The organism is Nocardiopsis sp. FR4, from assembly GCF_009830945.1.
Classification (GTDB): Bacteria; Actinomycetota; Actinomycetes; order Streptosporangiales; family Streptosporangiaceae; genus Nocardiopsis.
Map to the genome: position 1 here is coordinate 112934 of NZ_VWVV01000013.1, position 26466 is coordinate 139399.

The window sequence follows — 26466 nt, forward strand, 5'->3', positions numbered from 1 at the left end:
CGCGGGCCGTGTGGGCTCCCCGGTTCAGTCCAGGCCGGGGGCCTTGGGCACGTCCAGCTCGGTCTGCGCGTAGTGGTTGAAGTAGTTCGTGTACAGGTTGAGCGCGACGTGGGTGAACAGCTCGGTGAGCTGGGTCTCGCTCCAGCCCGCCTCCCGGGCGCTCTTCCAGGTCCTCTCCTCGACCTCGCCCCGCTGTGAGGTGATCTCGCGGGCCACGGAGAGCAGCGCGTCCAGGTCCGGGTCGAAGTCGACGCGGCCCGAGCGGATCCGCACGGTCTCCTGCTCGCTCCAGCCCGCGGCGCGGCCCGCGGCGGTGTGCGCGGACTGGCAGTAGGCGCAGTCGTTGGCGGCGCCCACCGCGAGGGCGATGGCCTCGCGTGTGCGCGCGTCGAAGGTGCCGTGTTCCTCGATGGCCTTCTGGATTCCCTGGTAGGCGGCCAGGACGACCGGGGCGTGCGCCATCTCCCCGTGGATGTTCAGCACCTTGCCCATCTTCTGGGCCAGTGACCGCAGGCCCTCGCGCGCCTCGGCGGGGGCGTCCTCGACGGTGTGTACCGGAATTCTCGGCATCGGTCGTCTCCTTGTCACTCGTCGGTCAGGCTTCTCAGGCCTCCCCCGACACAACCATGAGGAGGAGGTGACCCGTTCGGCACTGTTCCCGTGCTGACACTCCCTGTCAAAGACCCGCTGACGACCGGCGTGGGAAACCGTGGAACGGGGCGGCCCGGAGCGGACCGCACGGCGCTGTCAGGTGGCTGACACTCCGGTACTCCCCGGGCCCGGGAGCGGCTGTACTGGTTCCGGTCGACGACGGCCGGGAACGGCTGGTGTCCGAAGAAGAGGGGGCGAGGATGATTCGAGCCGTATGGGGCGGCACCGTGCTGGCCGAGGCAGAGCACACCGTCATGGTCGAGGGCAACCACTACTTCCCTCCCGAGTCCCTGAACCGGGAGTACTTCTCCGAGTCCTCGGGTCGCACCCTGTGTTTCTGGAAGGGGATCGCCCACTACTACGACGTCACTGTGGACGGCCAGACCTATCCGGGAGCGGCGTGGTACTATCCGCGCCCCAGCCCGCTGGCGCGCCGGATCAAGGAGCACGTGGCCTTCTGGCCCGGCGTGCGCGTCGAGCGAGACGGCCACCGGTGAGCGGGAACCTTCCAACAGGCGAGGAGCGGACGGAGGACTCCGCCGGAGCGGTCCCGACCGGACGCGGCCCCCTGTCCGCCGTACGCATCGGCCTGGCGTCGGGGCTGGTCGGCATGCTGTGCTGCGTGGGCCCGACGGTCCTGGCGCTGCTGGGAGTGGTGAGCGCCGCGACGGCGTTCGCCTGGGCCACCGACCTCTACGACGGCTACGCCTGGCTGTTCCGACTGGCGGGCCTGGGCGTTCTCGGCGCTCTGGTGTGGTGGTCGCTGCGCCGCCGCGGGATGTGCTCGTTGGACGGGGCGCGCCGAGCCCGGGGACGGATCACGGCGGCCCTGGGGATCGCCATGGCCACCTACGCCCTGCTCTACGCCGTGACCACGTGGTTGGGGACCTTCGCCTGAGACGGGGAGGCGCCCCCGGCCCGCCGCGGCCGGACGCTCCTCCCCACCACGGTGGGTCCGGAAGGGACCCACGGCATCCGTCAGGACCCCGCCGACCCCGGTTTGTCCGCGAGGAGGAGGGAGTAGCCCACCGTGCCGTCGGCGACCGCGGCGCGCGCGGCCTCCAGGTAGGGGGTCAGGGCCCGCGCGTCCACGCCCGCCTCGGCCAGCCGTTCGGGCGCGGTCATCCCCAGCAGGCGCAGACGGGCATCGATCTGCTCGACCATGCGCGCGATCGCCGTGACGTGCCGCTCCGCCCTCCTCACCCGCAGACCGGCCTGTTCCAGGAGAGCCCGGTACCCCTCCTCGGAGCGCGCGTCGGCAATACAGGACACCCACCCCGCGATCCCCGCCAACTCCTCGGGGAGACCCCCCTCGGCGACGGTGACGTCGGTGATCCCGACCCGGCCGCCCGGCCTCAGCACCCGCGCGAACTCGGCTGCGGCGGCCTCCTTGTCGGGGAAGGTGCACAGGGCGCACTCGCACACCAGGGCGTCGAAGGTACCGGCGGCGAAGGGCAGGCGTTCGGCGTCGCCCTCGTGGAAGCGGACCCGGTCGGCCAGGCCCGCCCGCTCGGTCACCGCGCGGGCCGTTGCCACGGTGGCGGGGCCGAGATCGACGCCGTCCACCCGGGCGCCGTACTCGGCGGCCAGGAGCCGGGCGGTGGTGCCGGGACCGGAGGCGACGTCGAGCACCCGGGCACCGGGGGCCGGGGCGAGGGAGTCGGCGAGACGGCGGGTGAGGGCCAGGCCCCCGGGGTGGTAGGACTCCCCGAGCAGCAGGGCCACGGCGTCGGTGCCGTAGGCGGCGGCGCAGCAGGACTTGACCGCGTCGGGTCCGGGAGCGGGTAGCGGTCGTTCGGTCACGGCTCCTCCACCGCGCGTCGTCCGACGTTGGTGTGGTCCGGGGCGACCGGGGGCTGTTCGCCCGCCTCCTCGCGGTGCCCGTCGCGGGCGATGCGGGAGCCGTAGGGCGACTCCACGGTGACGTCGGCCAACTGGCGGGAGTTGGGGACGACGTCGGCGACCTCGACCCCGGACATCCGGGCGCGGACCTGCTCGCGGTAGCCCACGGAGTTGTAGGCGCAGAAGGGGATGATCCGCCCGTCGGGAGTGATCTCCTCCACGCAGCACTTCATGAGTTGTTTGACGTTGAGGGTGTAGGGGTCGAGGAAGTCCTGGACCACGATCATGAACACCCGGTCGCCCAGGTCCTTGGCCGCCTCGGGAAGGTCGATGCCGCAGGCGGCGCACTCGGCGTTGGCGGTGGCCGCGGCCAATCCGTCCATGGTGGTGGGGGCGTTCATGAACGCCGAGGCGCTCCACAGCCGTTCCAGGGAGGCGCGTAGCTCGGGGTCGGGAAGGACGCGGTTGCTGGCGTAGTCGAGGTAGTCGTCCACGTCGACCAGACGGGGCAGGGGGATGACGTCGGTGCGGTCGTCCTTGCGGTCCACGAGCAGGTAGGTCACCGAGCGGCAGGTGGGGAAGCAGCAGGGGACGGGGACGAAGTCGCCGGGGCGGAACCAGTCGGGGCGTTGCTCGGTGATCATCTCCATGACGTCGGAGTTGGTCAGCCGGGTGAGCGGGTCGAACTCCACGTGGCGGCCGGAGTGGGTGACCGGCTGGAACGTGACGGCGTACACGGCGGGGTGGTCGACGCCGAACGCGATGATGTCGCCGAGTTCGTGGTCGTTGAGGTCGCGTTCGACCGCGGCGACCAGGGTGACGGTCAGGCCCGCCTCGGCGCAGTTGTCCAGGGCCCGCCGTTTGCGCTCGCGCAGGTCGGTGCCGCGGATCGCGCGGTGGGTGGCCTCCTCGAAGCCGTCGAACTGGAGGTAGACGTTGACCGCCGTGCCGTTGCGCCCGTTGCGCCCGGCGAGCGCGTCCACGAACTTGGGGTCGGTGGCCAGGCGGATGCCGTTGGTGTTGATGTTGACGATCTTGATGGGCCGCTCGATCGCCATGTCCACGAAGTCCAGGATATCGGCGTGGATGGTGGGCTCGCCGCCGGAGAACATCACCACCTCGGGTTCGCCCTCGGCCTCGACGAAGGTGTCGAGCATCAGCGCGCACTGCTCACGGGTGATGGAGTAGCCTCCGGTGTCCGGTCCCCTTCTCTCCTGCTGGCGCCCGGAGTCGGCGAAGCAGATCGGACAGTCCAGGTTGCAGCCCGTGTTCACCTCGATGATGCCCAGGCAGGCGTGCTGCTTGTGCTCGGGGCACAGCCCGCAGTCGGAGGGGCATCCGTCCCTGACCTCGGTCTGGAAGGCCAGCGGCAGCGTGCCCGGCTTGTTGAACCGTGTGGACTCGGTGTACAGCTGGGCGTCCCCGTAGACCAGCGCCTCGAACCAGCCGTGGTCCTTGCATCGTTTGCGCAGGTAGACCTTGTTGTCGCGGATGTTGACCTGGGCGTCGACCACCACCTTGCACACCGGGCAGACGCTCTTGGTGTACTCGACGAAGATCTCGTCCCGGTCCCTCGCTTTGTCGGCCACGTGCGGCCCGCCTTCCCCGTCGGTGCTCTCGTGCGCAACGCACCACAGTCCATCCCACATCGCCGGGCCCGCGGAGAGGAGTGTCGGCGCGCCGACAGTTCCCACCCGCGCGACGGCACCGGCCGCGCTCGCCGTTCGTGGCGGGACAGGCGCGCCTGCGGAACAGGTGTCGTGTCGCTGACACTGTTGCCCGCCTCGGCCAAGGAGTGTGTTGGATGGGATCCGGGTGCCAGGGACATGGCCGTGGCCGGAAAGCGGCACCGCCGTCCGGGCCACGGGACGACATCCGCTTCGAAAGGGCCACGGTGAGCAGAGAGTTGCTGGTGATCGGCGGCGGTAGCGCCGGACTGTCGGCCGCCCGCACGGCCGTGGCGGCGGGGGCCCGCCCGACCCTGGTGACCGAGGGACCGCCCGGCGGCGACTGCACCTTCACCGGCTGTGTGCCCTCCAAGGCCCTGATCGAGGCCGCCGCGCGCGGCGAGGACTTCACCGCCGCGATGCGGCGGGTCCGCGGTGCCGTCGACACCGTCGCCGCCACCGAGAACGAGGCGGCCCTGACCGGCGAGGGCATCGAGGTGGTGCGCGGACGCGCCATGTTCCTCTCCCCCTACGAGGTGGAGGTCGGCACCCGCGTGCTGACCCCCGACCGCGTCGTGATCGCCACCGGAAGCGCCCCGCTGCTGCCGCCAGTGCCCGGACTGCGCGGTCTGGATCCGCTGACCAGCGACACCGTCTTCTCCCTGCGCCGGCGTCCGCGCAGCCTGGCGGTCCTGGGCGGCGGGGCGATCGGCTGCGAGCTCGCCCAGGCCTTCGCGCGCCTGGGCACGGCGGTGACCGTGGTGGAGGCCGCCGGCCGGCTGCTGCCGAACGAGGACCCCGAGGCGTCCGGGGTCCTCGCCGCCCGCTTCGCCGCCGAGGGGATCGGGGTGCGCACCGGGGCTGAGGTCTCGGGCGCCTCCCGCACGGACGGCACGGCGGTACTGGAGCTGGCCGACGGAGGCCGGGTGGAGGCCGAGCGGGTCCTGGTCGCGGTGGGACGCCGACCGACCACGGGATCGCTGCGCCTGGCCGCCGCACAGGTGGACCTGGACCGGCGCGGGGCGGTGGTGACCTCTGCCTGCCTGGCCACGACCTCGCCCTCCCGGGTCTACGCGGCGGGTGACGTCACCGGCCGCGTCGCGCTCACCCACGCCGCCCACCTCATGGGCCGGGTCGCCGCGCGCAACGCTCTGCGCCGCGGCCCGCCCGCGCGCCTGGACGACTCCGTCATCCCCCGCGTGACGTTCACCGATCCGGAGGTGGCCCACGTCGGCGTCACCGAACGGGAGGCGGCCCGGACACACCCGCGCGCCCGGGTGGCCTACCTCCCCCTGAACGAGGTCGACCGCGCTGTGGTGACCGGACGCACGGACGGGTTCGTCAAGATCATCGCGGGACCCCGCCGGCTCCTGGGCGACACGGGCGGCGGCCGTGTCCTGGGAGCGACCATCGTCAGCGAACGCGCCGGAGAGATGGTCCACGAACTGGCCCTGGCCATGCGCACCGGCATGTTCACCGGGCGCCTCGCCCAGACCGTGCACGCCTACCCCACCTACGCGGTCGGCGTCCAACAGGCCGCCGCCCAGTTCGTGGGCGGGTACGGCGGGCGCGTCGCCCGGCCGGTCGACCAGGACGGGTCCCGGCTCTGACGGCCATGGAAGGGAAGGGGCGCTGATGCCGGGAGCGGGGAACGCGGACGGCTACCGATGGGAGCGCTACCTCGCGGACTTCCACGCGGAGCGGCCCGCGGTCACCGAACGGCTCCTCGGCCTGAGCGACGGCCGCCCCTACTCCTGGCTGGCCGAACCGCTGTGCCCGTCACCCGGTCCGGTCCTCGACCTGGGCTGCGGGTCGGCCCCCACCCGCGCCGAACTACCCGCCGTGCGCTGGGTGGGAGTGGACGCCTCCGGCTCGGAGCTGGCGTGCGCGGCCGCGGCGGGCCGCCGCCCGCTCGTCCGGGCGGACGCGGCGGCGCTGCCCCTGGCGGACCGGTCCGTGGCCGCGGTGTGCGCGGCGATGTCCCTACAGGTCCTCACCCCGCTCGACACCGTCCTTCGGGAGGTGGAACGCGTTCTGCGTCCGGGCGGGACGATGGCCGCGCTCGTCCCGGCGAGCCCGTTCCCGCCCACCCGCGGCCTGCTGGGCTGGGCGCGGGTGCTGTACTCCCTGCGTACGCCCCGCCTGTCCTGGCCCAACCCGCAGGCGTGCGAGGGCGCGGCGCGACTCCTGCGATCACGTGGCTGGACGGTCCTGTCCGACGAACGGCGCGTGCTGCGGCTCTCGGTGAGCGACCCGGACCGCGCCTCGCTCCTGGTGCGGGCCCTGTACCTGCCCGACACGGGAGCCGGGCGGTTGGAGGCGGCCGAGCGCGCGCTCGCGTCGTGGGCCCGGCCCGGACGCCTCCTGCCGCTGCCGTTGCGGCGCGTCGTCGCCCGCCTCCCCGAGGCGCCGTGACCGGAAACCCCGCCGGCCCCGCAACGGCCGGGGGAAGTGTCAGACGGATGACACAGCGCCCCTGACGTATCGGACCACGGTGGTCGAATGGGGGAAACGGCTGCTCGTACACGGCGAACGGCCGGTGCCTCCCGCGCGGGGACCGCTCGGGAGGCACGAGGGCCGGGCCCGTGCAGGCGGGCTCGGGGTGGGAGGTGAACAAGCATGTCCACGATCGCGCACGCCCGTTCCCACGCGCTCACCCACGCATGGCGGGGTGTGGTGGCGGGACTCGCCGGCGGAGCCGTCTTCGGGATCCTCATGGCGACGGCGGGAATGCTCCCCATGGTCGCCATGCTGGTGGGCAGCCAGAGCCCCGCGGTCGGGGCGGTGGTGCACCTGGCGATCTCCGCGGCCATCGGTCTGGGGTTCGGCGTCCTGGCCGGGGCCTTCGCCGACCGCCTGTTGCCGGTCCTGGCCGCGGGTCTGGCCTACGGTCTGGCGTGGTGGGTGCTCGGCGGGCTCGTCCTGATGCCCGCGGCGCTCGGGATGCCGCTGTTCCCCATGGACCAGGCGGCGATGATGAGCCTGATGGGCCATCTCGTCTACGGGCTGGTGGCCGCGCTGGTGCTCTACGCCCTGAGCCGCCGCGAGGTCTAGGGGTGAACGAGACGACGACCACGACCCGGGACCGCCGTGGCTGACTACGGGTGCCTTTCCGAGACGGCCCTGTTCCAGGACCTCAGCCCAGCGGAGATGGACCGGTTCGCCGCCCGGGCCCCCGCACGTCCCCTGCGCACCGCGCAGGTCGTGCGGGCCCCACACGAAACGGTGGAGGCGCTCTATGTCGTCAAACGCGGCCGCGTACGCCTCTACCGGATCCTTGAGGACGGCAGGACGGTCACCACGGCGATCGCCGGACCCGACGCGGTGTTCGGTCATATGCCGTGGCTCGGGTTGCGCATGGGCGGCAGCTGGGCCGAGGCGGTGGAGGACGGCTTGCTGTGCGTGATGGGCCGTGACGACGTCCGGCATCTGCTGCTGTCGAACCCGCGCGCGGCCCTGCGTGTCGCGGAACAGCTCGGTGCCCGGCTGGCCGACCTGGAACAGCGCCTGGCCGACACCATGTACAAGAGCGTGGCCGAGCGGACCGCGACGACCCTGTGCACGCTCGTCGACCCGGTCGGATCCGGGCACGGCCCCATCACCGTCCGTCTCACCCACGAACAACTGGCCCGCCTGACCGGAACGACGAGGGAGCGTACCACCAGGGCTCTGAGCGAACTCGCCAAACGGGGTCTGCTGCGCCCTCGTCGGGGCAGGCTTCTGGTGCTGGACCGGCCGGGGCTGGCCCTTTTCGCCGACGGGGGCCTTCATTCCACCGTGGAGCCCGTGCGACAGGGAACGGGCTCCTGACTTCGGGATCGGCGCTGCCGCGTTCGATCCTCATGATCCTGGTCGCGGTGGCCCCAACCCGCGATCAGGGGCTGCCCGACCAAGCACACATCACCGGTCGGCCCGGGATACATCATCAACCGCGCGGTGTGGTTCGGTGCGTGGGGCTGTCAGTTGACGTCCCGGCCCTTGGAGACAGCTGAGTCCCCAGGGGCCGCTTCACTCACATATGAAGTCCCCTCGCTTCGTCCTCGCTCTCGCTTTCCTCTTCGAGATGCGTACCCGCTGCGTCAACACCACGTACGCCTCTCGCGGCCGCACGGAAGTCACCCATGTGCAGTTCGTATGCACCGATCAGCGCGAAACCCGGTCACACGTTGATGACCCTCGACCACATCTTGGGGTGGCGACCATGGCGTTGGCCGCTCGGGCGTTGCTCAGCAGCGTCATGGAGGCGCCGACGACTATGCCGTCCGCCGACAGTCGTAGCAGTCCCCGATCCGACCCCATCGAGGGCAGCAGCCCGAACTCCTTGCTCGGCGTGTGAAGGTCCAGGGCCCGAACCTCGGGATCGGTGTGGAACACCGTCCTCAGGGCGGTGCGCGGTTGGTGTCCGTTGCGGCCCACCAGTGGTGCGGCGCGTTGGGCAAGCAGGCGGTGTGCCAGAGCGTGGTCAGCCTGCACGCGGTCATCGACGCCGCCTCGATGCCGCTGACCTGGCGGCTCTACCCACCCAAGGAGTGGGCGGACCCGGATGATCCGTGTCGGGCCGAGAGCGGGATGCCCGAGCGCATCGGCCACCGCGAGAAGTGGCGGCTGGCCCTGGACATGATCGACCAGGTCCGCTCCTGGCACCTGCGGGACCGGGTGGTGGTGGCCAATGCCGGGTACGGGCAGATCCACGGCTTCCGCGACGCTCTGGCCGAGCGCGGTGTGGACTACGTGATCGCGGTACGCGGTGGCCTGAACGCCCACCCCGGACATGCGGTGCCCGAGGCACCCGAACGGGTCGGCGGTGCGGTTCGCCCAGCGCAACCGCGCTACCGGACCCTGGCCCGCTCACTCAAGGACCTGGTCCTGGAGCGGGGGCGCACCGCGTTGCGCAGGTGCACGTGGCGGCAGGGGTCACGGGGGGCGTTGCGGGGCCGGTTCCTGGTCATGGAAGTGCGTCCGGCAGGGGTCGCGGCCCGCAGGGCTGCTCTGACCCGGGCGGGCGGACGGCCGGCCGGGGATGGAGTGCTGCCGGTCGAGACGCTGATCGCCGGGTGGCCGCCCCATGAGGAGGTGCCCACGGACTACTGGCTGTCCAGCCTGCCCGCCGACATCGTGTCGCGGCACCTGGCGCGGTGGGCCAAGATCCGGTGGCGGACCGAGCACGACTACCGCGAGCCCAAGCGCGGTTTGGGATTGGACCGCTACGAGGGGCGGACCTGTCGGGGCTGGTACCACCATGTCACCCTGGTCAGCACGGCGCAGACGTTCCTGACCCTGCGCAGGCTGGACCCGGATCGGCGTCGGTCTGAGTCTGTACCAGGTCCTGGACGCGTTCCAGGGGGTGCTGCCGTGCTGGACCGGCGTGATCGCCGTCGCGGTCTACGCGGTGCAGGCCGGGATGACGGTGGAGCACACGGCCGAGACCTGGTGCCCGTATCTGACTGGGGCCGAAGGGCTGGAACTAGTCGCCCAGGCCTTCGCCCGCGCCGTGGCCAAGCTCTCCTGCCGCGCCTCCTGAGAGTGCCACCGGCAAAAGGGCCGCTCCCACTCCCGGTTTGACGGTTTCCATCGCGGATAGGGGAGTCCCACCACAAGGTGCACAAAACCGACGTGCGGGGGAAGGCCATGACCCACTACCTGCTTCGCGGCGCGATGGCCGGGGCCGCGGGGACCACGGCACTCAACACGGTCACCTACCTGGACATGGCGCTGCGGGCCAGACCGGCCAGCACGACTCCGGAAACGACCATCCGGAAACTGGAGGAGCTGACCGGGGCGAGGCTGTCCGAGGCCGGGAACGACTCCGAGGAGGAGGCCAACCGTCGCTCTGGCATCGGACCCCTGCTCGGGATCGCCACGGGGGTGGCCTCGGGGATGCTCTACGGTGCCGCGCGTTCTCGCTGGCCGAGGCTGCCGGTCGCCCTGCTCGCGGTCGGAGCCGGTGTCGCGGCCAACGTGGGCAGCACCGCCCCGATGGCCGCGCTGGGGGTCACCGATCCCCGCGAGTGGTCGGCCGAGTCATGGGTCTCTGACATCGTCCCGCATCTGTCGTTCGGACTGGCCACCGCGCTGGCCTACGAGTTGTCCGACAGTACCTCCTGAGGCCCCTGCACGACCGCGCCCGAGGTGTGCCCTGCTTTCCGCGTGTACGGGGCGGTGCCTCGGGTAGTGGCGCCTCCATGCGATCCGCATCACCTCGCAGGAGGCCCTCAGCAGCGCCTGCCAGGCTGTTCCGCCCGCGCTCGACCGGGATCGGCCGTTCCTCGTCGGCGGCCGGGGAACGGGTGAGCGACGCCTTGCGGCTGGGAACGGCACCGTTCGTTCGCGCTCGGCGGCGCGTCGCGGCCCTCGCGCTCACGGCGAGCGGCGCCTACACCGTCGTCGCCCTCTACCAGTTCGGACTGCTACGGAGGGTCCCGGAGCCCCGGCTTCCGGGCCTGGACGCCGACCGGGTGGACGCCAGCGGCGAGGCCTACGGAGTCCTCACCACGCCCGACGCCGCCCTGGGCATGGTCAGCAGTGCGCTGACCCTCCTGCTGGCGGGGATGGGCGGCGAGGATCGTGCGCGCGATCGCCGATGGATACCCCTGGCGCTGGCGGGCAAGGCCGCGGCGGACGCGGTGGTGTCGCTGATCCTGTTCGCCGAACAGGTGAGCAGGCACCGGCGCGTGTGCTCGTGGTGCACTCTCGCGGCGATCGCCAACCTCGCGATGGTTCCCGCGTCGCTGCCGGAGGCCCGGGCCGCGCTCGCCCGGCACCGTGCGAGCGCCCCCGGGAGCCACACTGACCAGGAACGACTTCCCTGAAGGGGAACGGACGGAGGAGCGATGGGCAAGCTCACCGACAAGATCGCACTCATCACGGGTTCGGACTCCGGCATCGGGCAGGCCACCGCGATCCGGTTCGCCAAGGAGGGCGCGGACGTGGTGATCACCTACCTGCACGACGCGCAGGGGGCCGAGCAGACCCGCAAGGAGGTCGAGGCCCAGGGGCGGCGCGGCACCGTCGTCCAGGCCGACCTGCGCCTCGAGGGCGAGGTGGAGCGGCTCTTCGACGAGGCCGTCTCCGTGTTCGGCACCGTGCACATCCTGGTGAACAACGCCGGTGTGGACGCCTCGGGCACCGAGGTCGCCGACCTGTCGACCGAGGAGTTCGACGAACGGATCAAGACCTACGTCTACGCGCCGTTCTGGTGCAGCCGCCGGTTCGTCAACATCCGCAGGCAGGATGGTGGCGGCGGCAAGATCATCAACGTCACGTCCGTGCACGAGGAGCAGCCGCGTGCGGGCGCGGCCGACTACGACTGCGGCAAGGGCGCCCTGCGCAACCTCACCCGAACCCTGGCTCTGGAGCTGGCACCGCTGCACATCAACGTCAACAACCTCGCCCCGGGAATGGTCCTGACCCCCTTCAACCAGGAGGCCGTCGACGACCCGAAGGTGCGCCAGGAGCAGGTGCGGAGCATCCCGTGGAAGCGTGCCGCCGAGCCGCAGGAGATCGCCTCGCTGGCGGTCTTCCTGGCCTCACAGGAGGCCGACTACGTGACCGGCTCCACCTACGTGATGGACGGCGGCCTCATGCAGAACACCGGGCAGGGCGCCTGAACGGCGTGTCGCACGGTGACCAGGAAAGGCGGGACGACATGTCACCACGAAGGCACGGCCCAGAGGACATCGGCACCGGCGAAAGGATGGCCACCCTGGGGGCCGCCAAGTCCGACGCCCTCAGGCACAGGCTCCGCGGGGAGCGCGGAAGTGAGGCGGGTCGGGACCTCACCACGGACCTGCGCGAGGTGCGGTCCCTGGTCGCGGACTGGCCAGCCGGTCCCAAGAAGGTCGCGGGACAGATGCTCGACCAGTACGGCGCGCCGAACGAGGCCACTCCGACCAGGCTGCTGTGGTACCGCAACGGTCCGTGGAGGAGGACGTTGCTGACCCGGGACGAGATCGTCCACCACTTCCCGACGGCGCACACCGACTTCCTCACCCAGTACGTCGACTACCGGGTTCCGGTCGAGCGCTTCAGCGACCTGGCCCGGTTCGACGGCAGCTGCCTGGCCGACCGCACGGCGGGCGAGGCCGCGGCCCGGTGCGACTCCGAGGCGATGAACATCCTCACGCTCAACCTCATGCACGACATCGTGCGGGGAGCCAGGAGTGTGGAGGAGGCCCGTTCGGTGTACGCGGAGAACGCCGCCGCGCACACCATGGGCCGTTCCGCTCCCTACACCGAGCGCCTGTTGTTCACCCCGCCGGAGGAGGAGACCGGCGATCCCGACGAATCGGGGATCGCCGGCGCCATGGCCCACCAGGCAGCCGGCAAGGCCAAGGACATGGTGAGGGGAGACGACGACCGCGCCTGAACCGCGTCGGCGCCTCTCGCGGACACTTCTCGCACGGGGCACGGGCGAGGCAGCGGCTTCCTCGGTTCCGGCAGCGCCGGGTAGCGAACGGATGTGCTCGCGGCGCCGCGTTGGCCGCGGACACCGGTGGAGCGGCAGCCGTTTCGGCGAACGCAGCCATCACGTGCAGCCTCCGTGGGGCCTGGTGGCCGCGCCCCACGCCCGGACCGGCCGTGGGCGGTGGTGGTGAAGAGACGGTGACCGACCCCGGTGCGCCGGGCAGCAGCTCTTCGGACTCCCAGGACCGGACGGCTTTGGGCGCTGATCCCGGCGGCCTTGACCGCAGCGCCCACGATCGTGTGCATAGCTGGTTCCTTCGGTACCGACTCACGTATACGGCCCTGGTCCCGCAGGCAGGACCCTGGGACGCGGCGACGCGTGAGCAGGCGGCCGAGGGGAGGCGTTGGGCCACGGCAGCGCGGGCCAAGGGGTGTTCGGAGGGGTCTCCGCAGCAGTGGCCCGGCGCAGCAGGTGCCGCTCGTCGCCGTCGACGGCCTCCACACCACGGACGCTCGGCCGAACCCTGGGTCAGGGTCCCGGGCTTGTCCAGCACGATGCGGCGCACCAGCGGGAAGGTCTGGAAGGCTTCCCCCGGTACGCATGACGATGCCGGAGTCGGCGGCGGTGCCGCGCACGATCGCCAGTGGTGCGGCGATGCCCACCGCGCAGGGGTGGCCCATCACCAGTACGGCCAGGGCGGCGAAGACCGCGCGGCGCACGTCGGGTTCCCCGGACAGCAGCCAGCCCGCGGCCATCCAGCCGACCAGGGCGAGAGCGGAGACGGTGAGCACGGTGGGGGTGTAGACGCGCAGCACCTTGTCGACCAGGTGCAGGACGCCGGGTTTGGGCGCGGGCCCGCAAGCCCGTACCCCTGATCGGCGACTCACTCAGGCCGAGGCCACGGCCCGGTGCGTCTCAACGCCACGAACGGCGGTTCCCACGGCCCCTTACGGCCTTGCGCGGAGCGGCCTCCCTTCAGCGCAGTTGCGTCACCCTGCCCTGACCGTACGGACGAGGTCGTTGATGGCTGCTGCGATGAGGCCCGGGTGGTCTTCGGGAGTGAAGTGGCGCCCGCCAGGGATGCGCAGCAGTGGAGCGTCCAAAACAGCCGCGAGTCGCTCGCCGTAGGAAAGCTTCTGGAACCGATCAGCGGTTCCCCACACCACTCGGGTGGGCACCCGCAGACGGGGCAGCGCCTCGCCTACGGCCAGCGTGTCCTCCACGTCGAGGGCTTGGACCTGGCGAGCCAGCGCCGCCCCGCCATGGGCCGCGTAGTGGCGCCAGTGCACGTGGTAGGAGCGCCATGCCGTGGCCAGGTCATCATGGCCGCGCACGATGAGGGAGGCGAGCAGCGGCCCCAGGGCCGTCGGCGGCAGTTTCTCCAGGAGTCTCCCCGAACGCTGGAGCGCCCTCACCGAGGGGATCGGCCAGGAATCGTAGGCGATGGCGTTGGTGAGCAACAGGCCCGCGCAGCTCCCCGGTCGCCGCACCGCCGCGATCTGCGCCACTCCGCCGCCGAGGTCGTGGCCGACGAGAACGGCGCGCTCAACACCGATCGCCTCCAGCCATCCCAGAAGGTAGTCGGCCTGGCGGGACACGGATATATCGCGGCCTTGACCGGCGGGGACGCTCTCGCCGTAACCCACCATCTCAAAGGCCAGGCAGCGCGCGGCCTTCACGTGCGTGACCACGTCGCGCCACAGGCTGGGGGAGGTGGGGATGCCGTGGACGAGCACCACCGCGGTCGCGGGTCCCGGACCCGTCTCCTCCCAGCGCACGGGAACACCGTCCACCGAAACCGTGTGTGACTCCATCATCACCACCCCCTGCCCGCGCGTCCGTGCCCTAACCGGATGTGTCGTGGCTTCGATGAAGTCTTCCTGCCGCAGCCGGTTCTCCTCATGGGCCCAAGGCCAGTTCCTGGCCCGTATGCGAACCCGCGTCACCATCGTCCAGCGCGGCCCGCGCCTGCTGGACCGCGAGGAACCGCGGCTGGGCGAGCTGGTCGCCGACCGCGACCGCCGCCTCCTCGTCGGAGCCTGGGCCGTCGCACCGCTGGCCGGGGAGTGGATCCACCAGGCCGCTCTGGTCATCCGCGCCCAGATCCCGATCGACACCCTGCTCGACGGCATCGCCCAGTTCCCCACCTACAGCGAGGCCTACCTCAAAGCGATCGAGCGCCTTGGGTTGTGATCCGACAGACCACCGTGGCGGCACCCTCCCCCAACCACCCAACGGGCTGTCTCCGCTGGGGACGGTTTCGGAGAGGCGGGGGTGCGCGTACCTGTTATCCGTGTGGTTCGCGGGTGTGCTACGTGAGACGGGGTCCTCCTGTTCACGCTGCCCAGCGGTGCCGCAGCGTTGCCGCAGTGTCTGCTGGAGCGGCGGTTGGCCGTGAGCGCCCTGGGAGTGGAAGCCTTTTCCCGTCGGGTGCCGGTACGCGGCCGCGGGAGTCGCGCGGCCTGAGCTGATGGCCTTGGCCGCGGCGCCCCCCTGGCACGGGGACGGCACACGTCGCCAGGCGCCCGGGCGGAGTGAACCGGCGAGGGAGCACGCGTAGCGCGGTTCCCTCCCCCGGGCGACCTCCGGTGGTGTCGGTCCTGTGCGGTGTCAGAACAGGTCGGTCTGCGGCACTCCCACGAGGAGGGTGAGGACGTAGTCCGTCGGTCCGGCCGGCAAACCCATCTCCCGGGGGTCCTGGTTCGGGGGGTCGGGGTTGAGGCAGATCGCCACGACCCCGGTACCGCTGACCTGGAAGTCGAAGGCTTCGATGGTGGAGGAGTTCCCCATGTTGCGGCCCTCGTTGGGGAACTCCTCCCTTCCCAGCGGTGTGACCTCTCCGCCGAGGGGAAGGTCGATCCCCTCCAGAGCTTCCAGGGGCACCTCGATGCCCGCGACGGTGTCGACTCCCTCCGGCAGAGGGGGCACCGGGGTCGGTCGGCACCCGGGACCGAGATCAGGTTCCCAGTGCACGGGGGTGGCCGGAAGCTGGATCTGGATGTGTGATCCCGAGGGCAGGGTCTGCGGCAGCCAGGTGCCGTTCCACCAGTACAGGGCGTCGCGGTGCTGCTGGGTGAACAGGTAGTCCGGTTCGGAGTCCAGGACGGCGCCGCTGGCGGGGGAGGCGGCGAGCGTGACCGTGGCGGCCAGGGCCATGGCGGGGGACGGTTTCCTCACTCGTGCTTCCCGTCAGTGATCAGCAGGACACCCATCATTCCGTTGTCCTCGTGGGGCAGGATGTGGCAGTGGAAGACGGTCTTACCGGTGATGTCGGGGCGGAAGTAGGTGCGGATCGTCACCTCGCCGTTGGGCGGCAACCGGACGGTGTCCCACCAGATCTCGGGATCGGTCTGCCAGGACGTGTCACCGGCGGGGATGCCCTTGACGTCCACCACCTGGAAGGGGTTGACGTGGATGTGGACGGGGTGTTGGAAGACGTCCTCGTTGACCAGTCGCCACTCCTCGACGGTTCCGGCGCGGACCTCCTGGTCGACGCGGTGGTGGTCGAAGAGCTGGTCGTCGATGTAGAACCGCACCCCCATCCCGTGGTGGCCGGAGATGTCGCCGCTGAAGGTGAGCGTGCGGCGCCGGGTCACCGGTTGGTCGGGCATCCTGGGCGGGTCCACCAGGCGGTCGGGGACCACGCCGTCGGCGGTCGCGCCCTCGACGACGAGCCTGGCGAGCTCGATGGTGGCGCGTTCGCCCCCCGGGTGGCCCTGGTCGTACGCCCGGGCGAAGACCCGGTACCGGCCGGGCGAGCCGCCCCTGACGATGAACTCGGCGCGGTTGGCCGAGGAGAGCATGATGGCGGGTACCCGCCGGGTGCGGCCGAAGGGGATGCCGTCCTGACCGATCTGGTGCAGCGGGTGCTCCTCGACGTGCAGCCACATGGCGCGGTGCGGGGCGGCGTTGAGGACCCGCCAGCGCTGTGTCTCGCCGGGGCGGATGGTGATGTCCGGCTGTAGCTGGCCGTTGACGGGGAAGACCATCCTCGTGGGCACGGCGGGGATCGAGCTGAAGGGGACCTCGCCCGCGCTGGGGACGACGACCGCGGTGGGCACTTCACCGTCGGACTCGCTGAGCCACAGGGCGTTGATGACCATGATCCGCTCCCGCGCCGTGGCGACCTCCGGGACCTCGTCGATGTCCCCCTCCACCACGATCGGCCCGGACAGCCCCATCCACGACTGGTGGGAGGTGCTGCCGTGGGAGTGCGGGTGGTACCAGTGCAGTCCGGCCGGATGGTCGTCGGGGACGTGGTACTCGTACGCGTGGCTCTCGCCGGGGCCCAGCTTCAGGAACACGTTGTCGGCCGGGTCCTCGGGGGAGACCTGCAGTCCGTGGGTGTGCAGGTTCGTCGACGTCATGACCTGCACGAGGGTCTCCCCCTCGGCGACCTTGCCGACCGCGTGCAGGCACTCCGTCGCCCCTCCCGCGTTCTCGCCCGGCCGCGCGGCGCACACCGGCGGTGCCGCGTTCAGCGGTACGCCGATGGGCACCATGTGGTTGTGCAGGTCGATGCGCATCGTGTCGCCCGGTCGGATGCGCAGGACCGCTCCGGGCAGCATCCCGTTGTAGGTCTCCACGTGTACCCGCAGGTCCCCGATCCTGAGGTGTTCCGGCGCCACGCGCAGGTCGTACTCCAGCACACCGTTCTCGCTGCGGAACTCCGGTAGGTCCCGTAGCGGCTGCCCACCCGAACCGCCGGACCCCGCCATGAGTTCGCTGTCCCGTGCCCGTGGCAGTACGCCGAGCGCGGTGAGCGCGGCTCCGGTCAGCAGGCAGCCGCCCGCGAGCAGCGCGTTCCTCCTCCGCATGCCCCACCCTCCTTGTGAGCACACAAAGTGATCAGAAAGTCTCGGTAAGTATTAGCAGGAGGTGGAGGAGGGTGCGCCCCCATCGCATGCGTCCGTGCTGGCGATTCTGTGTTTTCACTGGTCAAAGCGGAGGTGAGAAAGGAAGGGTGTTCCGACGGAAGTGTCATCGCCCTGACACTGCGAGGGATCTCGCCGATTGGCCAGGGCGGCCGCGCGAGAGGAGCACTCGGTTATGCAAAGTGTCACCCTGATGACAGACGGACAGGGTGTCGTGGTGCTCACGGAGTTGGGTGGGGATTGCGCGTTTCGGAGAAACCCGCCTGCCTCCGAAACGCGCGGCGGACGGCCGACCCGCTCTCCCGTCCCGTCTCACCCTTCTGGAAAAAAGGTTAATTTTCCTGGCAGATGCGCGCATAAATAACGCATCGTGCTTTCTTCGATCGAAAGCGAAAGGCGTGCGGGGGCGGTGCGGGTAATGCGGGGTTTTGCTTCCCGTGTCGGAGGCTGCCGCTCCAGCGTTCTTTGACCGGTCGCCGAAGACAGGGGCACAGGAGAGCGGGCCGGTGCGAGGACCGCGTCCTCGCACCGGCCCGCTGAACGCGGTTGCCTCAGGTGTGACGAGATTCGACGTCCTCGCCTACCGGTTCCGGAATCCCAGACCGATCAGGCCGCCGTGCCCGTGGTAGCCGCTGTGGTGGACACCGTAGTAACCGCCGTGGTGGCCGGCGCTGCTGCTGGTGCTGTAGTGGTACGCGCCGCCAGGGCCGGCGTAGGAGCTGCTGCTGTAGTAGTAGGCGCCGCCCGAACCGCCGTAGCTGGTACCGGCCGCCGCCATCGACGAGGCCGAAACCGCGATGACGGGAGCCGCCAGAACGGCGACCGCGATCCGGCGGACCCTCTTCCTGTTGGTGTTCATCGTCCTCGCATCCTTTCTGGTGCCGCGCCGTCGCGCGGATGCGTCCGGATCGTGTCGACACCGCCCCGTCTCACTTCCCTCTTTCGGGGAGGATGTCAGCCGACGTCAACACATCTCCAGCGAACCCGGTATCTGGAGACGTTTCGAGGAGACTGTCAGAAGCCTGACCAAGGAAATCGAGGAGACAAAAACCGGCCTACGGGAGGCTTCTCGTGTTTTACGGTCCAGTGGCGGAAAAATTCGAGAAAGAATGCTTTCCGCGGCTCCCTGCCGGTGCGGGGACCGTCATGGTGTCTCCGAAGAAGTGTCGTACGCCTGACACTCCGTGCGGACGGGGTGACGCAGGCCTTGTAGGCTCCGCGCCACGACGGCTCTGGCGAGCGGACGTGGGCGCACCAGGAAGGCGATCCCACGGGTTCGTCCCTCCCCCCGCGGCAGCACTTCTCCCCGGGGTTCGCCCACGGGCGAACGAGTACTCCGGTTACGTCCGCCAGTGTGCGACAAGCCCAGCCGCAGGATGTTCAGGAAGGACGTACCGATGAGTTGGACGGTCGTGGGCCGGGGTGCGGGGAGCCGCGCCGCGGCCGGTCTTCCGGATCCGCGCCATTACCTGCTCATAGGGGTGGGGCTTGAGCGCCTGCTGTGCTTGTTGGTCATGATCCTCACCGCGGCGGTGGCCATTCCGGGGACAATGCACGTAGCAGCGCTGCCCGAGATCGGGGCGTGGGCGGTGGTGGGAACGTGGAGCGTCGTCCTTGCTCTGCGGGGATGGTTTCGGGTTGGGGTACGCGCCCGGCTGGCATGGTCGGACCCACTGTTGGCGTGCGTCCTGACCGTGGTGGCGGCCCCCCTGTAGGGCGGGGCGTGGCAGGAGTGGGCGTACAAGCACCAGTTGGCGACGGCGGCCGTGGCGGGCATCGGTCTGCGGGGAGCGCAGACGGTTCTGGCGGTCGCATTCCTGGCGGGTGCACGCCTCGCTGCGGCCTGGTACCCCACCGGGAGCCACGCTGAGTCCCCGATGGGCGTGCTGACCCAGGTCAGCGTTCTGCTGTGGGTCACTCTCGTCGCCTGGCTCGCTTCCCGGCTGTTCGACTCCTACCGGCGGCTTCGCGAATCCGGGCGTGGAGCGGGTGAGGCCGAGGTCCGACGCGCCGTGGAACGCGCACGCCGACAGGAGCGGGAGGCCCAGCGCCGCGTACTGCACGAGACCGCGCTGGCGACCCTCACCGCGATCGCACGCGGCGGGCTGGACCACCGCACGGCGCAGGTACGCGCCCGATGCGCCAGCGACGCGGTCCGGCTACGCCTTCTCCTCCAGGGGAAGGACGCGGGGCCGCCGGACGGTCTTCGCGGCACCCTGGCGGATACGGCACGGCAGGCGCACGACCTCGGCGCACAGGTACACGTGATGTGCGGGACGTCTCCGAGGAACCACCGCGTGAGGTCGTGCGAGCGCTCGGCACGGCGACCCGCGAGGCGTTGAACAACGTGGCCCGCCACTCCGGGACCACGACGGCCTGGGTTACCGCGCGTCTCCGCCGGGGAGGTGTCATGGTCTCCGTCGTCGACCGCGGGCGGGGATTCGGCCTGTGCCACTCGATCCGCCGACCTGTGGAGGAGGTCGGCGGATCAGTGCGTGTGCGCAGTGTCCCGGGCGAGAGCACGACCGTGGAACTGAGGTGGCCGCGGTGATCACGGTCGCGGCCGTCGACGACGACCGCATGCTCCTCCAGGGGCTGGCCGCCCCACCTACACCAAGCTGGATCTTCTCGCTCGTGTCAGGGAGGACGGCCTGCTGCGCCGCAGCGGCCTCAGGGAGTGAGGGCGCCACGGTACCGTCCTTCGCGGGGACCACACGCGGGAAGGAAGAAGCCCTCTCGTTGCCATGTCCCGATCTCAGCCGCCGTCGGCCCGTGGTCCTCGTTCGTCGCCGTGTCCGGTGCGCCGTGTGTCTGTGTCATACCTACATCACGACAGTTCGAAGCGCTTTCGTTCCAGGGAGGAAGGAGAAGCTACAACTTTCTCGAACCAGCGAAGATGCCTGCGGCCGACATCGCTGTCACGAGCTGTGGCGACAGAGGCTTACTCCCCTTGACGACGAAACCAACACAGGGGAGAGCCAGTGGCCGAGGAGCGCAGGGCTTTCACGATCCATGAGCTGTACGAGCTGCCCGCCGCGGTCGATCTGATGACGGCCGCTCGCGCTCTGCACATGGGGCGAACGACGGCCTACAAGCTCGCCGGCAGTGGTGAGTTCCCCTGTCGGCTGCTCCGCTACGGCGGGACCTACCGGGTGGTCACAGCGGAGCTCCTGGAGCTGCTGGGCGTACCCCTGCCGGAGAGGGGTGCGTCAGATAGAGTCGAGTCGACATAGCGATTCGATCTGTTGTCGACTTGGCGTCCTGTCGGTACCGCTCAGTGCCGGGGAAGTGCCCGCTCTGACAGGAGATGCCGTGGGCTCCCACGGTCAGATGACGGTCAAAAGAGGAAGAGCCCCGCTCTCCGCATGGGAGAACAAGGCTCTGAACTGCACAAACCGTGTGGGCGTACCAGGACTTGAACCTGGGGCCTCATCCTTATCAGGGATGCGCTCTAACCGACTGAGCTATACGCCCTCGTTCCGAGTGGAACTCTACCGCATCCGCGGGACCGGGGCGAACCGGCTGAAGCGGGGCGGACGTGAGGCGGGACGCGGTGTCCGCGTCCCTCTCCACCTCCCATTTTACCCCCGTCCGGAAGTGCTCGGGACGGAGCGGGAGGGCGCGCGGCCCGGTCCGGACCGGGCCGCGCGGGTGGGGCCTACTCGGCCTCGGAGAGCGTCACGTCGATGCCGCCGACCAGGTCGGCGACCAGGTTGTAGAGCATGGCGCCCACGGTGGACAGAGCGGTGATCAGCACGATGTTCAGCGCGCCGACCACGCCGGTGTAGCCCAGCACCCGGCCGGGGGAGAACCACGCGGCCGGGTTGAGGCCGAGCTCGTCCTCGCCGCCGTCGCCCTCCAGGAGCGCGGTGATCATGTTGGTCAGCTCTTCGAAGACGCCGAGCATGGACAGCGTCGCGTAGATCACCGCGATCGCCACGAACAGGACGATGAAGCAGACCAGCGAGACGACGAAGCTGAACTTCATCACCGACCACGGCTCCACCCGGGAGACCGTCAGGTGCGCTTTGCGGCTGGACATGCTCGCCTTCACGGCACTCGGTCCCTGCGGCACCGAGGACTTGGCTTCGGACACTGGTGTTCCCCCCGCTTGGGAGCGGTCCTCCGCCACGTCGGTGGGCTCCGCGGCCGTCTCGTCGGCCACGTCCTCTGCCGGAGCCTCCGACGCCTCAGCGGACGCCTCGTCGGCTTCGTCGGTCACGGCGGCCCCCGCTGCCGTGTCCTTCTCGGCCGTCTCCACGTCCCCGGCGGTCTCCGGGTCGGACTCGTTCGTGGTGGTGTTCCGCTGGTTGTCAGACATAGAAACGTTACCGCTGGACTTTCCTTGAGAACGGGTGATGGGCACTACCGAGGGTCGCGGGGTCGGTTCCGCCGGGCCCCGCGACCCTTGTGGGGCCTAACGCGCAGTCTAGGCCTGCGGGTTGCCTTCCCCGGCGACCGCGGTCTCGGCCGTGTCGACGGCCTCCTCCTCGGCGGCCTCGGCGTTGCGGGCCACGGCCACGATCTTGTTGCCGCTGTCCAGGTTCATCAGGCGGACGCCCATGGTGGTGCGGCCGGAGCGCTTGATCTCGCCGGCACCGGTGCGGATGACCCCGCCCGCGGAGGTGATCGCGAAGATCTCGTCCACCTCGGGGTCGACCATCATGGCGCCGACCAGCTTGCCGCGCGCCTCGACGACCTTGGCCGTGAGCACGCCCTTGCCGCCCCGGTTCTGCACCGGGTACTGCTCGGAGGGGGTGCGCTTGGCGTAGCCGTTCTCGGTGGCCACCAGGACGTCCGTGGAGCCGTCCTCGGGGCGGATGACGTCCATGCTCAGCAGGTAGTCGCCCTCCAGGAAGCGCATGCCGATCACTCCGCTGGTGGCGCGGCCCATGGGACGCAGCGACTCGTCGGAGGCCGGGAATCGGATCGCCTGGGCGTCGCTGGAGATCAGCAGCAGGTCGTCGTCGGGGAAGACCAGCCGGGCGGCGATGAGCTCGTCGCCCTCGCGCAGGTTGATCGCGATGATGCCCGAGGAGCGCGAGGAGTCGAAGTCCTCCAGCCGGGACTTCTTGACCAGGCCCTCGCGGGTGGCGAGCACCAGGTAGGGGGCCGCCTCGTAGTCGCGCAGCGCCATGATCTGCGCGATCTCCTCACCCGGCTGGAACGGGAGCAGGTTGGCCACGTGCTGGCCGCGCGCGTCACGGGCGGCCTCGGGCAGCTCGTAGGCCTTCGTGCGGTACACCCGGCCCTGGTTGGTGAAGCACAGGATCCAGTGGTGGGTGGTGGTGACGAAGAAGTGCTGGACGATGTCGTCCTGCTTGAGCTGGGCCCCCCGCACGCCCTTGCCGCCGCGCTTCTGGGCGCGGTAGTTGTCGATGCGCGTGCGCTTGGCGTACCCGCCGCGGGAGATCGTGACGACCACGTCCTCCTCGGCGATGAAGTCCTCCATGCGCATGTCGCCCTCGAAGGGGATGATGTGCGTGCGCCGCTCGTCGCCGTACTTCTCGACGATCTCGCCGAGCTCCTCGCGGATGATGCTCCGCTGGCGCGAGTCCGAGGAGAGGATGTCGTTGTAGTCGGCGATCTGCGCCATCAGCTCGTCGTACTCGGACGTGAGCTGATTGCGCTCCAGGGCGGCCAGCTTGCGCAGCTGCATGTCGAGGATGGCGCGGGCCTGGACGTCGTCGATCTCCAGGAGGCCCATCAGGCCGGTGCGGGCCTCGTCGGCCGAGGCGCTGGCCCGGATGAGGCTGATCACCTCGTCGATGCGGTCCAAGGCCCGCAGCAGCGCGCGCAGGATGTGCACCCGCTCCTCCGCCTTGCGCAGCAGGTAGCGGGTCCGGCGGACGATGACCTCGACCTGGTGCCTGACCCAGTAGCGGATCATCTGGTCCAGGCGCAGGGTCCGCGGCACCCCGTCGACCAGCGCGAGCATGTTCGCGCCGAAGGTCTCCTGGAGCTGGGTGTGCTTGTAGAGGTTGTTCAGCACGACCTTGGCCACGGCGTCGCGCTTGAGCACGATGACCAGGCGCCGGCCGGTGCGGCCGCTGCTCTCGTCGCGCACGTCGGCGATGCCGGTGATCTTGCCGTCCTTGACCAGGTCGGCGATCTTGAGCGCGAGGTTGTCCGGGTTGACCTGGTAGGGCAACTCGGTGATGACCAGCGTCTGGCGGCCGCGCCGGTCCTCCTCGACCTCGACCACGGCGCGCATGGTGATGGAGCCGCGCCCGGTCCGGTAGGCCTCCTCGATGCCGCGCGTGCCGACGATGAGCCCGCGGGTGGGGAAGTCCGGGCCCTTGATCCGGGCGATGAGCGCGTCCAGCAGCTCCTCGTCCTCGGCCTCGGGGTGCTCCAGGAACCAGTAGACGCCCTCGGCCACCTCGCGGAGGTTGTGCGGCGGGATGTTGGTGGCCATACCGACCGCGATGCCCGAGGAACCGTTGACCAGGAGGTTCGGGAAGCGGGCGGGCAGCACGACGGGCTCGGAGGAGCGGCCGTCGTAGTTGGGCCGGAAGTCGACGGTCTCCTTGTCGATGTCCCGGAGCATCTCCATGGCCAGCGGCGCGAGCTTGCACTCGGTGTAGCGCATGGCGGCGGCCGGGTCGTTGCCCGGGGAGCCGAAGTTGCCGTTGGGGTCGACCAGCGGCATCCGCATGGACCACCACTGGGCGAGGCGCACCAGGGTGTCGTAGATGGCGCTGTCACCGTGCGGGTGGTAGTTGCCCATCACGTCGCCGACGACGCGGGCGCACTTGAAGAACCCCCGGTCGGGGCGGTATCCGCCGTCGTACATCGCGTAGAGCACGCGCTGGTGCACCGGTTTGAGGCCGTCGCGCACGTCGGGCAGGGCGCGGCCGACGATGACCGACATGGCGTAGTCGAGGTAGCTGCGCTGCATCTCGACCTGGATGTCGACCGGTTCGATCCGGTCGGTGGTCCGCAGCGCGGCCTCCACGGCGGAGTCCGCTCCCTCAGGTCCCTCGGGAACGTCCGGGTTGTTCGCATCCGTCACGGATGTCGATCCCTTCTACGAAGCTTGTTTGAGCGTGGTTCCCGTCCGGGCGGATCCCGGACCGGGGACTCCCTAGATGTCCAGGAAGCGGACGTCCTTGGCGTTGCGCTGGATGAAGGAGCGCCGGGACTCGACGTCCTCGCCCATGAGCACGCTGAACATCTCGTCGGCCTGGGCGGCGTCCTCCAGGCTGACCTGGAGCAGCAGCCGGTGATCGGGGTCCATCGTGGTGTCCCACAGCTCGTTGGCGTTCATCTCGCCCAGACCCTTGAAGCGCTGGACCAGGTCGCGCGGGCGCGGGTCCTTCTTGCCCGCGGCGATCCCGGCCTCGATGAGGCGGTCCCGCTCGGCGTCGGAGAAGGCGTAGTCCGAGTCGCTGCCGCGCTGGTCCCACTTGATCTTGTACAGCGGCGGCGAGGCGAGGTACACGTTGCCCGCCTCGACCAGCGGCTTCATGAAGCGGAAGAGCAGGGTGAGCAGCAGCGTGCGGATGTGCTGGCCGTCGACGTCGGCGTCGGCCATGAGGATGATCTTGTGGTACCGGAGCTTGCTGGCGTCGAAGTCCTCGTGGATGCCGGTGCCCAGGGCGGTGATGATCGCCTGGACCTCCTGGTTCTTGAGGATGCGGTCGATCCGGGACTTCTCGACGTTCAGGATCTTGCCCCGGATGGGCAGGATGGCCTGGTTGTGCGGGTTGCGGCCGCCCTTGGCCGAGCCGCCCGCGGAGTCGCCCTCCACGATGTAGAGCTCGCACTCCTCCGGGTTGGTCGACTGGCAGTCGGACAGCTTGCCGGGGAGGGAGGTGGACTCCAGCAGGGTCTTGCGCCGGGTGAGGTCGCGCGCCTGGCGGGCCGCGATACGGGCGCGCGCCGCCTGGCTGGCCTTGGACACGATGTCCTTGGCCTCGCCGGGGTTGCGCTCGAACCAGTCGCGCAGGTGCTCGTTGGTGACCTTCTGGACGAAGGACTTGGCCTCGGTGTTGCCCAGCTTGGTCTTGGTCTGGCCCTCGAACTGCGGATCGGCCAGCTTGACCGAGATGATCGCGGTCAGGCCCTCGCGGATGTCGTCGCCGGTGAGGTTGTCGTCCTTCTCCCTCAGCAGCTTCTGGTCGCGGGCGTACCGGTTGACCAGGGTGGTCAGCGCGGAGCGGAAGCCCTCCTCGTGGGTGCCGCCCTCAGCCGTGTTGATGGTGTTGGCGAAGGTGTGCACCGACGAGGTGTAGGACTGGTTCCACTGCATCGCGATCTCGACCGAGATGCCCTCTCCCTCCTCCTCGAAGGAGATGATCGAGGCGTGCGCGGGTTCCTTCTTCGCGTTGATGTGCTTGACGAAGTCGGACAGCCCCTCCTCGTAGTGGAAGGTGTTGACCGTCGGGCCGCCGTCGGTGTGCTCGGGCCGCTCGTCTCGGATGGTGATGGACAGCCCCTTGTTGAGGAAGGCCATCTCCTGCATGCGGCGGGCGAGCGTCTCGAAGGTGAAGTCGGTGGTCTCGAAGATGGAGTCGTCCGGCCAGAAGGTGATCTGGGTACCGGTCTCTTCGGTCTCCTCGCCCCGGACCAGCTCGCCGGTGGGCGCGGTCATCTCGTAGCGCTGGCGCCACACGTGGCCGTCGCGGCGGATCTCCACGTCCAGGGCGGTGGACAGCGCGTTGACGACCGAGACGCCGACACCGTGCAGACCGCCGGAGACCGCGTAGGACTTGCCGTCGAACTTGCCGCCCGCGTGCAGCGTGGTGAGCACGACTTCGACCGCGGGGCGCTTCTCCACCGGGTGGAGGTCGGTGGGGATGCCGCGGCCGTTGTCGGCCACGCACACGCCGCCGTCGGCCAGCAGGGTCACCTCGATGGCGCTGGCGTGCCCCGCCAGGGCCTCGTCGACCGAGTTGTCGACCACCTCGTAGACCAGGTGGTGCAGGCCCCGCTCCCCGGTGGAACCGATGTACATTCCGGGGCGCTTGCGGACTGCCTCAAGCCCCTCCAGAACCGTGATTGATCGAGCGTCGTAGGCCAAGTG

Annotated in this window: 23 protein-coding genes, 1 tRNA gene and 2 pseudogenes; 14 read left to right on the plus strand and 12 right to left on the minus strand. The window is 70.1% G+C overall.

Annotated features, from left to right (window positions below; genetic code table 11):
• Nucleotides 1-24: 24 nt before the first annotated feature.
• On the minus strand, nucleotides 25-570 hold the full coding sequence (locus tag FYW95_RS14470; RefSeq protein ID WP_160050421.1) for a carboxymuconolactone decarboxylase family protein: 546 nt from the start codon (nucleotides 568-570) through the stop codon (nucleotides 25-27).
• Between the two features lie 281 nt (nucleotides 571-851).
• Here FYW95_RS14470 and FYW95_RS14475 point away from each other — a divergent pair, with 281 nt between their 5' ends.
• Entirely contained in the window at nucleotides 852-1148 is a 297-nt protein-coding gene (locus FYW95_RS14475; protein ID WP_159943352.1) for a DUF427 domain-containing protein, read from the plus strand.
• On the plus strand, nucleotides 1145-1549 hold the full coding sequence (locus FYW95_RS14480) for a hypothetical protein (RefSeq protein WP_201294860.1): 405 nt from the start codon (nucleotides 1145-1147) through the stop codon (nucleotides 1547-1549). The genes FYW95_RS14475 and FYW95_RS14480 overlap by 4 nt, the downstream gene beginning before the upstream one ends.
• An 80-nt stretch (nucleotides 1550-1629) precedes the next feature.
• On the opposite strand, the gene FYW95_RS14485 is transcribed toward FYW95_RS14480, so the two are convergent.
• Both FYW95_RS14485 and FYW95_RS14490 read right to left on the minus strand, forming a co-directional pair.
• Complete coding sequence (locus FYW95_RS14485; RefSeq protein WP_159943353.1) at nucleotides 1630-2454, minus strand: class I SAM-dependent methyltransferase; 825 nt, start codon at nucleotides 2452-2454, stop codon at nucleotides 1630-1632.
• The gene (locus FYW95_RS14490) at nucleotides 2451-4082 is read right to left on the minus strand and encodes a radical SAM protein (protein ID WP_201294861.1); all 1632 of its coding nucleotides are present in this window, start codon (nucleotides 4080-4082) and stop codon (nucleotides 2451-2453) included. Before FYW95_RS14490 ends, FYW95_RS14485 begins: the two co-directional genes overlap by 4 nt.
• Before the next feature lie 305 nt (nucleotides 4083-4387).
• On the opposite strand from FYW95_RS14490, the gene FYW95_RS14495 reads away from it, so the two are divergent.
• The 9 genes from FYW95_RS14495 (at nucleotide 4388) to FYW95_RS28210 (ending at nucleotide 12525) form a co-directional block, all read left to right on the plus strand.
• Complete coding sequence (locus FYW95_RS14495) at nucleotides 4388-5770, plus strand: dihydrolipoyl dehydrogenase family protein (RefSeq protein ID WP_201294862.1); 1383 nt, start codon at nucleotides 4388-4390, stop codon at nucleotides 5768-5770.
• Between the two features lie 25 nt (nucleotides 5771-5795).
• Nucleotides 5796-6575 carry a class I SAM-dependent methyltransferase gene (locus FYW95_RS14500; RefSeq protein ID WP_159943355.1) on the plus strand — a complete coding sequence of 260 codons (780 nt, stop codon included), beginning with the start codon at nucleotides 5796-5798 and terminating at the stop codon, nucleotides 6573-6575.
• Between the two features lie 204 nt (nucleotides 6576-6779).
• Nucleotides 6780-7214 (plus strand): hypothetical protein, encoded by a 435-nt coding sequence (locus tag FYW95_RS14505; protein WP_160050422.1) that lies wholly within the window; start codon nucleotides 6780-6782, stop codon nucleotides 7212-7214.
• Nucleotides 7215-7250: 36 nt separating this feature from the next.
• A complete protein-coding gene (locus tag FYW95_RS14510) occupies nucleotides 7251-7970 on the plus strand; it encodes a Crp/Fnr family transcriptional regulator (protein WP_159943357.1) in 720 nt (239 codons plus the stop codon).
• A gap of 588 nt (nucleotides 7971-8558) precedes the next feature.
• A complete protein-coding gene (locus FYW95_RS14515; protein ID WP_159943358.1) occupies nucleotides 8559-9722 on the plus strand; it encodes an IS701 family transposase in 1164 nt (387 codons plus the stop codon).
• Between the two features lie 66 nt (nucleotides 9723-9788).
• Nucleotides 9789-10265: a hypothetical protein gene (locus tag FYW95_RS14520; protein WP_159943359.1), complete on the plus strand. Its 477-nt coding sequence runs from the start codon at nucleotides 9789-9791 to the stop codon at nucleotides 10263-10265.
• Nucleotides 10266-10447: 182 nt separating this feature from the next.
• Nucleotides 10448-10969, plus strand: a complete 522-nt coding sequence (locus tag FYW95_RS14525; protein WP_201294863.1) for a vitamin K epoxide reductase family protein — start codon at nucleotides 10448-10450, stop codon at nucleotides 10967-10969.
• Between the two features lie 21 nt (nucleotides 10970-10990).
• Nucleotides 10991-11767 carry an SDR family NAD(P)-dependent oxidoreductase gene (locus tag FYW95_RS14530; protein WP_159943361.1) on the plus strand — a complete coding sequence of 259 codons (777 nt, stop codon included), beginning with the start codon at nucleotides 10991-10993 and terminating at the stop codon, nucleotides 11765-11767.
• A gap of 38 nt (nucleotides 11768-11805) precedes the next feature.
• Nucleotides 11806-12525, plus strand: coding sequence for a hypothetical protein (locus tag FYW95_RS28210; protein ID WP_159943362.1), 720 nt, complete (start codon nucleotides 11806-11808; stop codon nucleotides 12523-12525).
• A gap of 719 nt (nucleotides 12526-13244) precedes the next feature.
• Here FYW95_RS28210 and FYW95_RS28920 read toward each other — a convergent pair.
• Nucleotides 13245-13451 (minus strand): annotated as a pseudogene (locus tag FYW95_RS28920) (hypothetical protein); the annotation flags it as partial.
• A 102-nt stretch (nucleotides 13452-13553) separates the two neighbouring features.
• Nucleotides 13554-14381, minus strand: a complete 828-nt coding sequence (locus FYW95_RS14545; protein WP_236567861.1) for an alpha/beta fold hydrolase — start codon at nucleotides 14379-14381, stop codon at nucleotides 13554-13556.
• A gap of 94 nt (nucleotides 14382-14475) precedes the next feature.
• Between FYW95_RS14545 and FYW95_RS28220 the strand changes: the two are divergent.
• Nucleotides 14476-14757, plus strand: a pseudogene (locus FYW95_RS28220) (hypothetical protein); the annotation flags it as partial.
• A 417-nt stretch (nucleotides 14758-15174) separates the two neighbouring features.
• Here FYW95_RS28220 and FYW95_RS14555 read toward each other — a convergent pair.
• The 3 genes from FYW95_RS14555 to FYW95_RS14565 form a co-directional block, all read right to left on the minus strand.
• The gene (locus tag FYW95_RS14555) at nucleotides 15175-15741 is read right to left on the minus strand and encodes a hypothetical protein (RefSeq protein ID WP_160050423.1); all 567 of its coding nucleotides are present in this window, start codon (nucleotides 15739-15741) and stop codon (nucleotides 15175-15177) included.
• On the minus strand, nucleotides 15738-17381 hold the full coding sequence (locus FYW95_RS14560) for a multicopper oxidase family protein (RefSeq protein WP_201294867.1): 1644 nt from the start codon (nucleotides 17379-17381) through the stop codon (nucleotides 15738-15740). The genes FYW95_RS14555 and FYW95_RS14560 overlap by 4 nt, the downstream gene beginning before the upstream one ends.
• Nucleotides 17382-18018: 637 nt before the next feature.
• Nucleotides 18019-18297, minus strand: coding sequence for a hypothetical protein (locus FYW95_RS14565; RefSeq protein ID WP_201294868.1), 279 nt, complete (start codon nucleotides 18295-18297; stop codon nucleotides 18019-18021).
• 892 nt (nucleotides 18298-19189) lie between these two features.
• Here FYW95_RS14565 and FYW95_RS14570 point away from each other — a divergent pair.
• Both FYW95_RS14570 and FYW95_RS14575 read left to right on the plus strand, forming a co-directional pair.
• Nucleotides 19190-19780, plus strand: a complete 591-nt coding sequence (locus tag FYW95_RS14570) for a hypothetical protein (protein ID WP_159943364.1) — start codon at nucleotides 19190-19192, stop codon at nucleotides 19778-19780.
• Nucleotides 19781-20419: 639 nt separating this feature from the next.
• Nucleotides 20420-20671 (plus strand): MerR family transcriptional regulator, encoded by a 252-nt coding sequence (locus FYW95_RS14575; RefSeq protein WP_159943365.1) that lies wholly within the window; start codon nucleotides 20420-20422, stop codon nucleotides 20669-20671.
• 167 nt (nucleotides 20672-20838) lie between these two features.
• On the opposite strand, the gene FYW95_RS14580 is transcribed toward FYW95_RS14575, so the two are convergent.
• The 4 genes from FYW95_RS14580 to gyrB all read right to left on the minus strand — a co-directional run bounded on the left by FYW95_RS14580 (nucleotide 20839) and on the right by gyrB (nucleotide 26463).
• Nucleotides 20839-20912 (minus strand) — tRNA-Ile (locus tag FYW95_RS14580).
• Between the two features lie 184 nt (nucleotides 20913-21096).
• Nucleotides 21097-21759 carry a DUF3566 domain-containing protein gene (locus FYW95_RS14585; RefSeq protein ID WP_159943366.1) on the minus strand — a complete coding sequence of 221 codons (663 nt, stop codon included), beginning with the start codon at nucleotides 21757-21759 and terminating at the stop codon, nucleotides 21097-21099.
• A gap of 108 nt (nucleotides 21760-21867) precedes the next feature.
• Complete coding sequence (gene gyrA, locus FYW95_RS14590) at nucleotides 21868-24453, minus strand: DNA gyrase subunit A (protein WP_201294869.1); 2586 nt, start codon at nucleotides 24451-24453, stop codon at nucleotides 21868-21870.
• 72 nt (nucleotides 24454-24525) lie between these two features.
• Entirely contained in the window at nucleotides 24526-26463 is a 1938-nt protein-coding gene (gyrB, locus tag FYW95_RS14595; RefSeq protein WP_159943367.1) for a DNA topoisomerase (ATP-hydrolyzing) subunit B, read from the minus strand.
• Nucleotides 26464-26466 lie beyond the last annotated feature (3 nt).

Coding starts and splice junctions, on each gene's coding strand:
- FYW95_RS14475 (WP_159943352.1), top strand. CDS start 852: ATGATTCGAGCCGTATGGGGCGGCACCGTGCTGGCCGAGGCAGAGCAC.
- FYW95_RS14560 (WP_201294867.1), bottom strand. CDS start 17,381: ATGCGGAGGAGGAACGCGCTGCTCGCGGGCGGCTGCCTGCTGACCGGA.
- FYW95_RS14585 (WP_159943366.1), bottom strand. CDS start 21,759: ATGTCTGACAACCAGCGGAACACCACCACGAACGAGTCCGACCCGGAG.
- FYW95_RS14500 (WP_159943355.1), top strand. CDS start 5,796: ATGCCGGGAGCGGGGAACGCGGACGGCTACCGATGGGAGCGCTACCTC.
- FYW95_RS14505 (WP_160050422.1), top strand. CDS start 6,780: ATGTCCACGATCGCGCACGCCCGTTCCCACGCGCTCACCCACGCATGG.
- FYW95_RS14520 (WP_159943359.1), top strand. CDS start 9,789: ATGACCCACTACCTGCTTCGCGGCGCGATGGCCGGGGCCGCGGGGACC.
- FYW95_RS14565 (WP_201294868.1), bottom strand. CDS start 18,297: ATGAACACCAACAGGAAGAGGGTCCGCCGGATCGCGGTCGCCGTTCTG.
- FYW95_RS14545 (WP_236567861.1), bottom strand. CDS start 14,381: ATGATGGAGTCACACACGGTTTCGGTGGACGGTGTTCCCGTGCGCTGG.
- FYW95_RS28210 (WP_159943362.1), top strand. CDS start 11,806: ATGTCACCACGAAGGCACGGCCCAGAGGACATCGGCACCGGCGAAAGG.
- FYW95_RS14470 (WP_160050421.1), bottom strand. CDS start 570: ATGCCGAGAATTCCGGTACACACCGTCGAGGACGCCCCCGCCGAGGCG.
- FYW95_RS14530 (WP_159943361.1), top strand. CDS start 10,991: ATGGGCAAGCTCACCGACAAGATCGCACTCATCACGGGTTCGGACTCC.